Raw genomic sequence first — 14197 nt, 5'->3', positions numbered from 1 at the left:
TCTCAAATCTAAACCAAAATTTTATCTAAATAATACAAACAGCAAATAGCCGTAAGGCTGAACACAATTCCTACCCCATTAATTTTGCTGATTTTTTCTTTAAAAATTAATGCACCGGTGATGGTACCCAAACAAATCACCCCAATATTCATTCCGGCAAATACTAATGTCGGGTTTGCACCAAAACTTTGGTGAGCCTTAATGTAAAACAGAATATTAAAAAAATTTAATACCCCTAAAATAATCCCACAGACAAAACTTGCCACACGCCATTGTGTTCTTTTAAGAAGCAAATAAATAAACATCACACAAGCGGCGAGTGAAAAGGCAATAAACAAGGTTGTCGGGAATGCGCCACCGCTCTTTGACACTTGCTTAAACAAAATATCAATAATGCCGTAACCAAACCAGACGCCAATTAACGCAAAAATACCTTTAAAATTGACCGCACTTTGCTCGTTCGGTTTACTTAACAAGCAAAGCAAACCAATAAATGCCAATATAACGCCAATTAATTTTGAGTGGCTTAAGGCTTCGTTAAAAATAAAAAACGCCGCTAAAATCGGCAAAAATAAAGATAAGCGCTGAGCCGCATCAGAACGAACTATACCGGCAAATTCAACCGCTTTTGACATAATAATAAATACGCTCGGTAATAATAGTCCTAATGCCAAGAAAATCGGCATGCTATCGCTTTGTACGATATAATCCGTGAATCCTAATTCTTTAAAGTTCGGCTTTAGCAAAAAATAGCTCAATAACAAGGCGACAATATAGTTAAAAGCAATCGCCTGCTCGATAATAATATTTTTCTTGCGTGCGACTTTGAGCAAAATAGAAACGGCAACGCTACAGAAAATAGCGAGAATAAGATTGTGCATTTTTGTTCCTTAATGAATAATTCTTAAAATTGCGGATAATTTCCTATAAAAAAGTGCGGTCAAAAATACTTTCATTTTTAACCGCACTTATCCTCTACTCTGTTGCACCAAATCCTCGTAACCCAACCACGTGAACGTGTTCTTGGTTACCGGCAATTTTACGTACCAATTTATAGGTTGTGCCTTTTTCCGGGCTAATATTTTCCGGTGCGGCGATGAGGAGTTGCATATCCAATCGTTCACACAATTCAAATAAGGTGGAAATGGACTTACCGTCAAGACGTGCCGCTTCATCAAGGAATAATAAGCGACAAGGTACAATGTCTTTACCTCGAATCCGGCGGCTTTCTTCTTCCCAGCTTTGGACTACCATCAGCAAAATTGACATCCCCGTTCCGATAGCTTCACCGGTTGATAATGCGCCGCTTTCCGCGCGTAACCAACCGTCCGCACCACGGAAAACTTCTACTTCCAATTCAAGATAATTGCGATAATCCAATAATTCTTCGCCGATGGTTTGCGCCGTACGTTGCCCCATATCAATGTGCGGATTAATGCGTTGATAGAGCTTCGCCATGGCTTCTGAGAAAGTAATGCGGTTGTCATTAAATAAATCTTGATACTCATCTTGCTGACCGGAAAGGGCGTCAAGCAACATTGCATGGGTATCACGAATATTTACCACTAAGCGTACGGATTTTACCTGACCGAAAGCAATATTTTGTAATCCCTGATTCAACATACGAATTCGGTTCTGCTCACGTTGAATTGTTTTCCGCATAATGTTGGCCACACTTTCAGAACTAATTGCCAGTTTTTTCTCACGGCTAGTGAGTTCAGCGGTTAAGCGGGAAAGTTCAATTTCCATTTGTTCAATGGCATCAATAGGATCATCGGTTTTAATGATGTCTTGGCGGATACGTTCACGCAAATGTTGATATACCGCGATAAAGAAGCGCACTTTGTTTTCCGGTTTACGGCTATCTTCCGAGGCACGTAAACTATCACGTAAATATTCGTTGTCTGCCACGGCGGTACGTAATGCCCCCAATGCTTTATCCGACATTGAGCGGAGTTCATCAGCAGATAAATAAGCCAGCTCACGGCGGTTTAAGCGTTTTTCCACATCGGAATGCCGGGATAAACGTAATACGACACACCAACTTACCTTGGCTGCAACAATCAATTCTCGCTGGGTTTTGTAATCACGTTCAGCCTTGCGAATACGGCGGTTAAGATTTTCCGCTTCACTTTCAATTAACGTGAGTTGTTTTTCCACATAAGAACGTCTTTGACGATTGGTTGAAAGTTGCTGATGCAACTCATCACGGCGAATACGCGCCCGCTCTTCCGCTCCTTCATCGGCACGCACACCCAACTCATCAATTTCACTAATGAGTTCTTTTAATAGCTGATTTTTACTATCATAAGAACTTTGTAATCCAATGAAAACCTGATTATATTGCGCAAATTGCGTTTGTTTTTGACGAAGCTGTTCCCGTTGTGCATCACGTTGGGTTTGCATTTGTTCTAAACGTTGGCGAAGTTGATCGTTCAATTCCGAAGTTTCTGTCTGAACCCGATCTTCATAAGCAAAATGATGTTTACGCTGTACGACATCAGCTAATGCAAAAACACGTTGTTGCACTTGTTTTTGGCGTTCAATGGCTTGTGCTAATTCGTTTTTTAACGTTTCATAGTGTTCCGGATCGCTTTGCAGCGTGTTAGCTATCGGCTCTAGTTGTGACAACGTCGCACCATATTGACGAATAAATAATTCGTCTTGCTCCGCTATATCTAATTGTTCCCGACATTCCTCGATACGATCAACTAAATCTTCGTCTGCCAATATGCTTAATTGTGGAATTAATTTATTAAGCAATTGCATTTTTTCTTTTGCGTTGTCTAATTGAATACGCAATTGCTGCTCACCGCTACTAAATTGATTTAATTCACGATCAATTTCATTACGTTCACGGTTAATTTCCGCCATTAATGCTTCCGGATTTGGTTGGAATGCAAGGGCTAAATGTAAACCGACAAATTGGCTGAAATGTTCGTGTAAACGTTGGCATTTTTGCACATCAAAGGCAATTTGTGCGTGATCTTCCGCAATTTCATCACGTTGAACTTGCAATTCTTCCAAACGTTTTTCACGGGCTGCACGACCAAATAATGGGATTTCCGGGAATTTAGAATAACGCAATTCACGTTCGGACACTTGAACCACCACGCCAAGTTCAAGCTCTTGCGCGGATAGTACACTGTCATCGAAAGCGGTTGGATCACCTTCAATTAAATAAAGATCATCCGGACAGTCATCAAGTTTATCTAATTGTTCCCTTACCGTATTTAAATCACGAACCACAATAGCATGTCGTGCCGGGCCGTAAAGTGCGGAAAAATACGGGGCGTCTTCAATCTGTACGTCATCATAAAGTTCGGAAAGCAATACACCGCCAAAACGTTCTGCAAGCGCATTCAAACGCATATCTTCAGAACCATCAGGCTGACTTAAACGGGAAATTTGCTCCTCTAATTGTTGGCGTTTTTGTTCAAGTTGATCACGTTGCATCGTCAATTCGCGTTCTTTCACGAGTTGCGCCTGCATAAAATTCATCACATCCTGACTGTGCCGGAAAGTCTCTCCGCTCTGCTCTTCCAAGCGTTCCAATGCTGCCTGAGCTGTCAGCCAAGCCGGCGCTTTACGTGCATTTTCATCATAAAGTGCGGTTAAGTTTTCACGTTTTTGACGAAGTATTGAACGAGTTTCCACTTGTTCGGAAAGATCCGCAGTAAGCTCATCTACCAAAGCTTCCTGCTCCGCATGATAGGCTTCTAATTCATCGGCAGTGGCTAAATTTAAATCCGCCCGCTGATTAAAATCATTCAATAATCTGACCGCACTTTGTTGTTGGGCGTAACGTTGTTCCAGCTCATGCAATTTGGCACGAAGTTGCGGTGTTTGTTGTGCTTGTAATTTTTGACTTGGGTATTCACGCAATAATTCTTTAGCGCTTTCCCAAGCAGTAGAACGCGGTATATCGCCGGCAATTTTACGGACTAATTGGTAAGCCTTATCAAATTGGGATTTTGCCGCCTCAGAAATAGACATTTTATGTTCTAATTCCAATACTGTTTCCGTTAAGCTTTCCGCATGTGCTTCAAATTCAGCGTGGTAATCAGAGACATTTTTCACATTCAGATCGGCTAAACCGCATAGGTTTTTTGCCTTTTCTAAAGCCGCAATAGCCTGTTGATATTGTAAAGCCCGTGTTTGTTGGGCGTCCAATGCCTGTTGATAGTCGGCAAGTTGAGAACGTACTTCATCGATTTCGATCTCACTTTGTTCAAACAATGCTTGGCTTTCTTCAAGTTGCTCATTGGCAGTTTCCACTACTATTTTTTGTTCTTCCAAACGTTCGGAAAGCTCTGCAACATCTTCTTGATAACGAGATATTTTTTCTTGATGACGAAGTGCATTTAACACCAGATTTAAGTGATCCTGCGCGCTTTGGTGATCCACTTCCAACGTACGTTCATTTTCCGCCAGTTCGGCAACCTCTCGGCTTAAATCAATTAAACGGTGTTGTGATAAATCCTGCTCCGTCTTGGCTTTATACCATTCGCGGCGAAACGCGAGTGCCGCTTCAATATTGCCACGGCGTTCGTTGGCATTACGCATATAATCCGATGCCACATAATTGGTGGTTTCGGTAATTAAATGCTTGAATAAATCACGATCGGATTGGGTAACTTTTATGGCTTCCAAGGTCATACGGTTTTCACGCAACGCACTTTCCATATCTTGGAAGGCCTTGCGTACCCCTAAATTCTCCGGCAATAAATAATCACGCAAAGAACGAGTGATCGCACTTGAAATACCACCGTACAAGGAGGCTTCGATAAGTTTATAAAATTTGCTGCGATCTGAGGCGGAGCGTAAACGTTTTGGAATAATGCCCAAATCAAACATCATTCCGTGATAATCGGTGATGGAATGGTATTGTTTAAACTGAGCGCCTAAATTTTCAATTTTATCTTTGAGTTCGTTTAAATTCAGCACGCGTGCTTGACGCTCCCCCACGCTTTCCGTGAAAAGTGCGGTCGGATTTTGTGATAATTCAACACCTTGAAGGGAGAAGGTTTTTAAATCGACTTTTTTATCACGTCCGGCGACCTGCTGCAAACGAACCCCGACAAGAACACGCTGATGACGGGAATTAATGGTATCCAATACGGCGTAACAAACGCCCGGGCGTAATTTCCCATGTAAACCTTTATCACGTGATCCGCCCGTTGAGCCGGCTTCTGTTGTGTTACGGAAATGAAGTAATGTTAAATCCGGAATGAGCGCAGTAACAAACCCTGCCATCGTGGTTGATTTCCCCGCGCCATTACCACCGGAAAGCGTAGTAACCAATTCATCCAAATCAAATGTACGGGCAAAAAAGCCGTTCCAGTTGATTAATGTTAGAGAGCGAAATTTGCCCCGTTCGACAGCATGATTGATGGCAGGTGCAACAAGCAGGCTTTCTGCCGTATGTTCAATGTCTTGCGCGTGTGATTCGTCCTGCACAATATCATTTTTTAATTCTAATACATCAGACATTATTCTTGCTCTCCTACATCATCAAATTCTGCTTCAATTTCAACCGCACTTTCCTCGTCGATTTCCTCAACATTATGTTCCGTATTTGCCAATGCTTGTTTTTCCAGTTGTAAAGACTGCGGAGTGGCGGCTTCCCCATCACGAATTAAGCGGGCTTGGGCTTCTAGCGGATCATCTCCGGAACGCACTTCCGCTCCAAAACGGAAAACAGATTCGGAAATAGTAAATTTGCCGCTATTTTGTTCGCCTACCGTATGAATCATTCCCAAACGGCGCAAACGACCAATTGCCGCACGCACTTTTTCAGCTAATTTTTGTTTATCCAAGTCAGAACCGCTGGAGCGCTGATTCACCGCTTTTAACAATTTGTCTCCGTCAACCAAATTGAGTAATTCATCATAAACTTCTTGTGTGCTAAAAATCCCCTGCTGTGCCAAACGCTCCGGACTTAAATAGAGGTAACAAAGCACTTTTCCCACTAACATTTCCAATTCGGAAAGTACTGAACGAGCAATTAAGGTCGTAGCCTTAGGACGTAAATAGAAAAAGCCTTCAGGCGCACGAATAAGCTCCACATTATAGCGACGATAAAAACCGTCTAGCTCATTTTGGAAATCCATTAAAAAGGCGTGATTATCAAGTTGTTCCGTGCTGATATGGCGACCTGAACGCAAAAGGCTATCCACCATAGGAAATAACGGATTCGCAATTGCCGTTGCAAGTTTTGGGGATATTACATCTTGAAGATTATCTGTCATGGTTTATTTCTCTTACTCTTTATATCCTGTCCCAAGGATGATTAAATCTCTTGTAAAATTGACCGCACTTTAATACTTATCAATCACGTGAGCCTGTACCTCTGCACCCTGATCGTTAATTTCTTTCCAACTCGGATAAACGCCTGACAAATCGTCGTTCGCTATTCCTAAACGCACCGCCTGATCGACAATAATACGCGCCACATCAAAATGACGGGAAAGCGGATAACTATCAAGTTGTTCTTTGAGTACCTCGCTCAAATCTATCGGACGATTATTTTCACGGTATTGAATCAGCAGATTTTGCATATGATCAACAATCTGATCATGTAAATCAGATAAGGACTCATATTGCAATGCCTCAGGCAATTCGCCGAGCGCATCATCCTCACGCAATACCATTTCTTCATCACGTAAATCAACGAGTCGATCCGCTTGTGCCGTCCATAAAAACCACGGATGATCAAAATAATGATGAATAGAATGACGCAAGCGTTGTGAAAATACTCGGTTTTTATCCATATCGATGGCAGTACGGATAAATTTATGTACATGACGATCATAGCCAATCCATAAATCAATCGCTTGCTGTCCCCAGCTGATAATACGGTCAAGTTTGGATTGAAGATCCGTAATGAGTTGATCGATAAAATACAGCTCCTCACGCCCGATGACAGAATCCTGAATCCGAAGTAATTGCGCCTGCAATTTATCGCCAGCGGCATTTAGGGTATCTTGCAATTCACGTAAATTGCCTGATGTTTCATCCAGCAAACGTTCACAGCTTGAAATTGCCGCTTGCCAATCTTTGCTTAACAGCTCGGCAATTTCTTCTTTAATACTTTGCTGATTTTCATCCATGATACGTTGTGAAAGATCAATGCTGTCAAAGATTTCTGCGACGGAATATTTCAACGGCGCAAAGACATTTTTACGCCAATAATGCTCGTTTTCATTATTTTGAGCCCCTTCCTCTGCAGAATTTGATGCCCGTTGTATTTCATCGGCAACAATGGAAAGTTGCACGGAAAGGCGTAACGTAGAAAATTCACGCTGGCGAATATAATAATCGGACACGCCTACGCCGAGCGGCGTAAGACGATAAATAGCCAAACCTTCGGTAAACTCGCTACTAAAACGATTTAATAAACGTTGTTTGACTAGCTCATTGATAGCGTTATTGGCGCGAGTGGCAATTGCATCGGTAGATTGATCAAAGGCATTTATGGTATGACGAAAGATATCTACAAGATCGGCTTCTAACATTTCACCGTCTAATCGTTCATTGTTATAAATTGCAATCGCCAACAGAAATACCAAACGCTCGGTGGGTAAATTCAGTGAAAACTCGCGTTCTTTTGCCCAAGAAACGAGTTCCGGGATAGTTTGTGATGTCTCGATCATTGAAATGATAGCGCGTTAAAATTGAACAAAAAATTGAGGCAATTATACAGGAATTTTTGTAAATCTTAAAAATCTTCTTTTGAATTGACCGCACTTTTAGCATTTTTCACGTATAATGTGCGCTTTTCATCAATAAGTCCAAAACAGAATGACCGAATTAACCCAACAAGAAAAAAAACAAACTTACAACTTCAATAAATTACAAAAACGCTTGCGCCGTAATGTGGGAAATGCGATTGCGGATTTTGCTATGATCGAAAATGGCGACAAGGTGATGGTCTGCTTATCTGGCGGAAAAGACAGTTATACGCTTTTGGATATTCTGTTAAATTTACAACAAAGCGCCCCGGTTAAGTTTGATATTGTGGCGGTGAATCTTGACCAAAAACAACCGGGTTTTCCGGAACATGTTCTGCCGACTTATTTAGAAAGTATTGGCGTAGATCACAAAATCGTGCAAGAAAATACCTACGGCATTGTAAAAGAAAAAATTCCTGAAGGGAAAACCACTTGCTCACTCTGCTCCCGCCTACGCCGTGGTATTCTCTATCGCACGGCGACAGAATTAGGTGCGACAAAAATCGCCCTTGGGCATCATCGTGACGATATGCTGGCGACCCTTTTCTTGAATATGTTTTACGGCGGAAAATTAAAATCAATGCCGCCTAAATTAATTTCAGACGACGGCAAACACATTGTGATTCGCCCTTTAGCCTACTGTAAAGAAAAAGATATTGAGAAATACGCCGTTGCGAAAAAATTTCCAATTATTCCGTGTAATTTGTGCGGCTCTCAGCCCAATTTGCAACGTCAAGTGGTGAAAGAAATGCTGAATACTTGGGATCGCCAATATCCGGGACGTTTAGAAACCATGTTTAGTGCAATGCAAAATATCACGTTGTCACATTTGTGCGACCCAAAACTCTTTGATTTTAAAAATATTCGGCACGGGCAATTATTAGAAGGCGTTGAAGGCGACACGGCATTTGATGAAGAACGAATCGAACCGATGCAATTTGATAATGAAGAATCGATTGATTTTTCTGATCAGGACATGATTAGTTTTAAAGAAGTAAAATAAAATGATTGAAGTACAAGGAAAGCCAATTAAAACCGATTCATCGGGCTATCTCACCAATCTTGCCGATTGGAATGAAGAAGTTGCCAAAGCCATCGCACAGCAGGAAAACATTGAACTTTCTCCCGCTCATTGGGAAGTGATTTATTTTGTGCGGGATTTTTATCAAGAATACAACACCTCTCCCGCTATTCGTATGTTAGTAAAAGCGATGGCTGAAAAATTGGGCGAAGATAAAGGCAACAGTCGCTATTTACAACGTTTATTCCCTGAAGGTCCGGCAAAACAAGCAACAAAATTAGCCGGCTTGCCAAAACCGGCAAAATGCTTATAACTCTTTGATTCGCTTATAGCCGATTGTGCTGTTTTATTTTTAAAACAGCACAAAGTGCGGTCAATTTTGGCTAGATTTTATTATCCATTTTTAATTCCGCCAGTTGTTGATTGACACTTTGTTGTTGGCATTGCACCGCGTCGAACCAATGCTTTTTACTGTTTTCATTGCGCTTTTTCCATGCTTTTAGTTCCGTCTCAATCTGTTTATCCGCCAGTTTTTGGTTAAACGGCATACGGAAAATACTGCCTACGTTGAACAGGAAAATTAACGGGTTTAGCCACGGCAATTTATAGCAACGCCCGATATATTTCAGGCTTTCGGGATTGTTTTCACGTACAAAATCCCGAATGGCACGTAACAGGTAGCGGTTGTGTTCAAGGCTTGGGTTGGGGTAACAACCGTACATTAAAAAAGGCAGTTTTCCTGCTTTATCCGGTATGCCGATTTGTAAAGAATAACGCCCTGTTAGACTAAAAGGATAAAGCCCGTCAAGGCTATAAACAATACCACTTAACGGATCGCCCTCTTCCGGTATAAATGCCAACCAATATTCTTTACCTAAGTGTTGTTGATAAATCACTTTTTTCTTCCGGTTAATCCGAATGCCACGAGGGCGTGGCGGGAATAAAATGCAAAGAAGCAATAACGGCCAGATCACATGAAAAATAGGGCGAATTAAACGCCAATTATCATCTTCAACATAAAGAAGTCTATAATCTTCATATTTCATCACTTTAGAATTTGGATATCGACCTGTAAATACAGGATCATTATGTAGTTCTACATGATCTTGATATAAAGGTAAAATAAACTTATCTGGTTCAAAAGCCCATTCAAAATCATATTTAATTGCTTTAATTTGATTATCAAAGGGGCTAACGCCATATTGAAGATCAATAAAGGCAATGACACCTAAAATCGCTAAAAAGATCAGACGAATCATCCCTCTGGGAAAGGCATCTAAAATTAAATGGCGAATTTCCAATTCATCGGGATTCACCCGACGAATGGAATAGCTCAAAGTATAAGTGCGGTAAAAATGAAGCCATTTTTCGAGAAATTTCATCGGTTATCCTTTAAAAGTTAAATGCAGTTTGATTTGAATGTTTTCGATATTCACTGCCCTGATAAGTGGGGATTGACACACTCATTGATAAATAATTAATGTCACCGTAATTAAATTGTACCGGTGTCGGAAAATAATATTGTTTTGCCCGTAAATAACCGGTGAGGTGTTGTGGCGAAATGATAATTTTGGCGACGCCTTCCGTTTCAAACAGTACCTGGTAGCGCAATGTATTTCCCTCAACCCGATATTCATTATAAGGGGGATCATAAATAGTTTTTGGGGTTGCCGGACAACGCACCGTTATCGGGCTTTCAATCCTGATTTTATCCGCATCCGCTTGACTATAAATGCCTTTATAGTTCACAAAAAAGAGAAATTGACTTTCATCATGTACTTCAATTTCTCTGGAAAAACTAAAGTAACGCTGTATTTCAATTTGATAATATTTGCTTACAGATTTACTCGTAGTAAAAAGAGAGTCTTCAAGCTGCTTATCAAAATTACTTAATCTCTCTTTTCCTTCCCACTCATAAGCTCTTACCTCTCTCCCCCAATACTGCTCACTTCCGCCCCAAAATCCATTATCCACCCAAGTGACAATATCCGGTTGTTTGAAAAAGTCTGTGATGATACCCGCCACTAAAATCACTGAACCAGCAGCCAGCCCCACATAACCAAACCTGACCAGCCATTGCATATTGGTAGTGGCTTTGGCGACACCGATTAAACCAATTGAGGTACTGGACAGTAAAGTACCCGAACCCCGCATGATTGCGGCATACATGCCCACGGTATTCCCTTTGTAATAGGCTTCGTATCCGTAACCGATGCGGTGGTGGCGCTGTTACTTTGCCAGATATAACCGAATATCACCGAGTAACCCAACATTTTTTGTAAGCCGGCAAGTTGCCCTCTCGGATTGAGTACCCGATAACCCTCTTCGTGGATTTTTAGTGTCGGCGCACCGTCCAATTGGTAGAGCGGGTGCGATTTGGGATGGGGTTTAGGGGGCGAAGGATAACGGGCTTTAATGCGAATGTCGCGGTTTATGACTTTGTTTTGTTTGATTTCCGCCTGTTTGGTAAAGGGGTTAATTTCATAAATGCGGTGAATATTTTTGACCGCCCGCACCACTTCGTTTTGTTGGCGTGATTTAGTATATTTTGCCGTTCGGGTATAGAGTTTGTCGGCAATCAGCGACACCAGAAAATCAAATTTTAATACTTCAAAATGGCTGATATCCGCAATACTGACACTACCGCTTGCCCTTACATTTTCATTGAACTTGTACCATTACAGTATAACCTCAATCAATGGTTTTTTATATTCGACTTTTTTAAGCATTGATCCACTTTAAACGTTTTTCATTTTTCACCACGCATAATCATTAAAATAATTCATAAATTTATTGAAAATAATAAATTTGCATAATAATCAAAAAAAACTCATTCTATACTCCTAAACAGTGAGCAACACAATATCATTTTATCAGGGAGTTATTATGACAACATTTCATTTATCCGGCTTTCCGCGTGTGGGAGCAAAACGTGAATTAAAATTTGCCCAAGAGCGTTATTGGCGCGGTGAAATTTCCGAACAAGATTTATTGGATATCGCCAAGAAACTCAGAGAAATTAACTGGAAACACCAAGCTGAGGCAAATGCGGACTATGTAGCGGTGGCAGATTTTACTTTCTATGATCACATTCTGGATTTACAAGTTGCAACGGGCGCGATTCCTGCTCGTTTCAGATTTGATAGCCAAAATTTAACCCTCGATCAGTATTTCCAACTAGCTCGCGGTAACAAAAACCAATTTGCCATTGAAATGACAAAATGGTTTGATACCAACTATCACTATCTTGTGCCGGAATTCCATGCGGATACTGAATTTAAAGCCAATTCTTCCCATTATGTAGAACAAATTCGTGAAGCCAAAGCGCTTGGATTAAATGCGAAACCAACTATTGTCGGGCCATTAACCTTCTTATGGCTGGGCAAAGAAAAAGGTGCGGCATTTAATCGCTTTGATTTACTTCCGAAACTTCTTCCGGTTTATGTGGAAATCCTCAATGCACTCGCGGCAGAAGGTGTGGAATATATTCAAATTGATGAACCGGCGCTGGTTTTAGATTTACCTTCGGAATGGGTTGCCGCCTACAAGGAGGTATATGCGACATTAAGCACACAAGTGAATACCAAACTGTTGCTTGCAACCTATTTTGGCTCTGCGGCAGAACACGCCAATTTATTAAAATCTCTGCCGATTGCCGGATTACACATTGATTTAGTGCGTGCACCCGAGCAACTTTCCGCTTTTGGTGATTACGATAAAATATTATCCGTAGGTATTATTGACGGTCGCAACATTTGGCGTGCAAATTTAAATCAAGTATTAGATATTGTAGAACCATTAAAAGCCAAATTGGACGAACGTTTATGGATTGCACCTAGCTGCTCCCTACTCCATACGCCTTACAATCTAACGGAGGAAACCCAATTACAGGCAAATAAACCCGAGCTTTACAACTGGCTTGCTTTCACGTTGCAAAAAATTCAAGAATTACGCGTTATTAAGACCGCACTTGAGCAAGGCAGAAGCGCTGTACAAGCAGAACTTGATGAAAACCAAGCAGCGGCTGATAGCCGAGCTGCCTCAAAAGATATTCATCGCCCAGAAGTGGCTGAGCGTTTGGCAAGTCTGCCGAAAGGTGCGGATCAACGTCAATCACCTTTTGCCGAACGAATTAAATTACAAAATGTCTGGTTAAACCTGCCATTACTCCCGACAACCACGATAGGATCTTTTCCACAAACTAAGGAAATCCGCTTAGCCCGTGCCGCCTTTAAAAAAGGTGAGTTAAGTTTGGCGGATTACGAAGCAGCTATGAAAAAAGAAATTGAATTAGTCGTGCGTGAACAAGAAAAATTGGATCTTGATGTGTTGGTTCACGGGGAAGCTGAACGTAATGACATGGTGGAATATTTTGGCGAATTGTTAGATGGCTTTGCTTTCACCAAATTCGGTTGGGTACAAAGTTATGGCTCTCGCTGTGTGAAACCACCGGTGATTTATGGTGATGTGGTTCGCCCTGAACCAATGACCGTGCGTTGGTCTCAATATGCCCAAAGTCTCACCCAAAAAGTGATGAAAGGTATGCTTACCGGTCCTGTTACTATTTTACAATGGTCGTTTGTACGTAATGATATTCCACGTTCAACGGTATGTAAGCAAATTGCGGTGGCGCTTTCCGATGAAGTATTGGATTTAGAAAAAGCCGGCATTAAAGTCATTCAAATAGACGAACCAGCAATTCGCGAAGGTTTACCGCTCAAACGTGCCGATTGGGACAACTATTTACAATGGGCCGGTGAAGCCTTCCGTTTAAGCTCGATGGGCTGCCAAGATGATACTCAAATACATACCCATATGTGTTATTCCGAGTTTAACGACATTTTACCGGCAATTGCTGCTTTAGATGCCGATGTTATCACGATTGAAACCTCACGTTCCGATATGGAACTACTTACGGCTTTCAGTGATTTTAAATATCCGAACGACATCGGCCCGGGCGTGTATGACATTCATAGCCCACGAGTACCGACCGCTGAAGAAATCGAGCAATTGTTACACAAAGCCCTTGCCGTTGTACCGAAAGAACGTTTATGGGTCAATCCGGACTGTGGTCTTAAAACCCGAGGCTGGAAAGAAACGCTAGAACAATTGAAAGTGATGGTCGATGTTACGAAAAAACTGCGTGAAAAATTAAATTAACCTTAATAAAGAAAACCGGATTGTAAAAGTATCCGGTTTTTTCTCCAAAAAATGCAGGAAGCCCTTTTTAACTTTCGTAACTGCTTAGAAATTACTGCTGAAAATAAGACAGAAAAAGCAAACAAAAAGCCGTTATTAAAGCGGCTTTTTGTGTTTGAAATTTTGTTTGGCGCTAGGGTCGGACTCGAACCGACACGGTTATTCACCGGCGGATTTTGAATCCTGTAAATTATAAATAAATCAAAATAAATAACAAACAAAATCAATGACTTGTATTATCTCA

The 14197-nt window shown here is 41.3% G+C and carries 10 protein-coding genes; 3 read left to right on the top strand and 7 right to left on the bottom strand.

The features are described 5' to 3' along the window. Window positions 1-8: 8 nt before the first annotated feature. The 4 genes from PNEUHYL_RS05655 to mukF all read right to left on the bottom strand — a co-directional run bounded on the left by PNEUHYL_RS05655 (window position 9) and on the right by mukF (window position 7655). The gene (locus tag PNEUHYL_RS05655; protein WP_059366250.1) at window positions 9-881 is read right to left on the bottom strand and encodes a DMT family transporter; all 873 of its coding nucleotides are present in this window, start codon (window positions 879-881) and stop codon (window positions 9-11) included. A 94-nt stretch (window positions 882-975) separates the two neighbouring features. Beyond that, on the bottom strand, window positions 976-5493 hold the full coding sequence (gene mukB / locus PNEUHYL_RS05650) for a chromosome partition protein MukB (RefSeq protein WP_059366249.1): 4518 nt from the start codon (window positions 5491-5493) through the stop codon (window positions 976-978). Next, window positions 5493-6251, bottom strand: coding sequence for a chromosome partition protein MukE (gene mukE / locus PNEUHYL_RS05645; protein ID WP_059366248.1), 759 nt, complete (start codon window positions 6249-6251; stop codon window positions 5493-5495). Before mukE ends, mukB begins: the two co-directional genes overlap by 1 nt. A 69-nt stretch (window positions 6252-6320) precedes the next feature. After that, window positions 6321-7655: a chromosome partition protein MukF gene (gene mukF / locus PNEUHYL_RS05640; protein ID WP_059366247.1), complete on the bottom strand. Its 1335-nt coding sequence runs from the start codon at window positions 7653-7655 to the stop codon at window positions 6321-6323. A gap of 148 nt (window positions 7656-7803) precedes the next feature. Here mukF and ttcA point away from each other — a divergent pair, with 148 nt between their 5' ends. Then, entirely contained in the window at window positions 7804-8736 is a 933-nt protein-coding gene (gene ttcA, locus PNEUHYL_RS05635; RefSeq protein WP_059366246.1) for a tRNA 2-thiocytidine(32) synthetase TtcA, read from the top strand. Window position 8737: 1 nt separating this feature from the next. Then, window positions 8738-9067, top strand: coding sequence for a TusE/DsrC/DsvC family sulfur relay protein (locus PNEUHYL_RS05630; RefSeq protein WP_059366245.1), 330 nt, complete (start codon window positions 8738-8740; stop codon window positions 9065-9067). A 70-nt stretch (window positions 9068-9137) separates the two neighbouring features. On the opposite strand, the gene PNEUHYL_RS05625 is transcribed toward PNEUHYL_RS05630, so the two are convergent. From PNEUHYL_RS05625 to PNEUHYL_RS05615, 3 genes are read right to left on the bottom strand one after another with little or no spacing between them, the layout of a single operon-like run. Then, on the bottom strand, window positions 9138-10136 hold the full coding sequence (locus PNEUHYL_RS05625) for a hypothetical protein (protein WP_059366244.1): 999 nt from the start codon (window positions 10134-10136) through the stop codon (window positions 9138-9140). Window positions 10137-10146: 10 nt separating this feature from the next. Further along, window positions 10147-10923 (bottom strand): hypothetical protein, encoded by a 777-nt coding sequence (locus PNEUHYL_RS05620; protein ID WP_129582419.1) that lies wholly within the window; start codon window positions 10921-10923, stop codon window positions 10147-10149. Beyond that, window positions 10863-11342 carry a hypothetical protein gene (locus PNEUHYL_RS05615; RefSeq protein ID WP_059366242.1) on the bottom strand — a complete coding sequence of 160 codons (480 nt, stop codon included), beginning with the start codon at window positions 11340-11342 and terminating at the stop codon, window positions 10863-10865. The genes PNEUHYL_RS05620 and PNEUHYL_RS05615 overlap by 61 nt, the downstream gene beginning before the upstream one ends. A 298-nt stretch (window positions 11343-11640) precedes the next feature. Between PNEUHYL_RS05615 and metE the strand changes: the two genes are divergently transcribed. After that, window positions 11641-13914 carry a 5-methyltetrahydropteroyltriglutamate--homocysteine S-methyltransferase gene (gene metE / locus PNEUHYL_RS05610; protein ID WP_059366241.1) on the top strand — a complete coding sequence of 758 codons (2274 nt, stop codon included), beginning with the start codon at window positions 11641-11643 and terminating at the stop codon, window positions 13912-13914. Window positions 13915-14197: the final 283 nt, after the last annotated feature.

Source organism: Rodentibacter caecimuris (assembly GCF_001019715.1).
GTDB lineage: Bacteria > Pseudomonadota > Gammaproteobacteria > Enterobacterales > Pasteurellaceae > Rodentibacter > Rodentibacter caecimuris.
The sequence above is the reverse complement of the archived record's forward strand: the minus strand, read 5'-3'. Positions and strand labels throughout refer to the sequence as shown.

What these genes read in the sequence shown, in the direction of transcription:
- mukF (WP_059366247.1), bottom strand. Translation starts at nt 7,655, where the DNA reads ATGATCGAGACATCACAAACTATCCCGGAACTCGTTTCTTGGGCAAAA.
- mukE (WP_059366248.1), bottom strand. Translation starts at nt 6,251, where the DNA reads ATGACAGATAATCTTCAAGATGTAATATCCCCAAAACTTGCAACGGCA.
- PNEUHYL_RS05625 (WP_059366244.1), bottom strand. Translation starts at nt 10,136, where the DNA reads ATGAAATTTCTCGAAAAATGGCTTCATTTTTACCGCACTTATACTTTG.
- ttcA (WP_059366246.1), top strand. Translation starts at nt 7,804, where the DNA reads ATGACCGAATTAACCCAACAAGAAAAAAAACAAACTTACAACTTCAAT.
- PNEUHYL_RS05655 (WP_059366250.1), bottom strand. Translation starts at nt 881, where the DNA reads ATGCACAATCTTATTCTCGCTATTTTCTGTAGCGTTGCCGTTTCTATT.
- metE (WP_059366241.1), top strand. Translation starts at nt 11,641, where the DNA reads ATGACAACATTTCATTTATCCGGCTTTCCGCGTGTGGGAGCAAAACGT.
- PNEUHYL_RS05630 (WP_059366245.1), top strand. Translation starts at nt 8,738, where the DNA reads ATGATTGAAGTACAAGGAAAGCCAATTAAAACCGATTCATCGGGCTAT.
- PNEUHYL_RS05620 (WP_129582419.1), bottom strand. Translation starts at nt 10,923, where the DNA reads ATGTATGCCGCAATCATGCGGGGTTCGGGTACTTTACTGTCCAGTACC.
- mukB (WP_059366249.1), bottom strand. Translation starts at nt 5,493, where the DNA reads ATGTCTGATGTATTAGAATTAAAAAATGATATTGTGCAGGACGAATCA.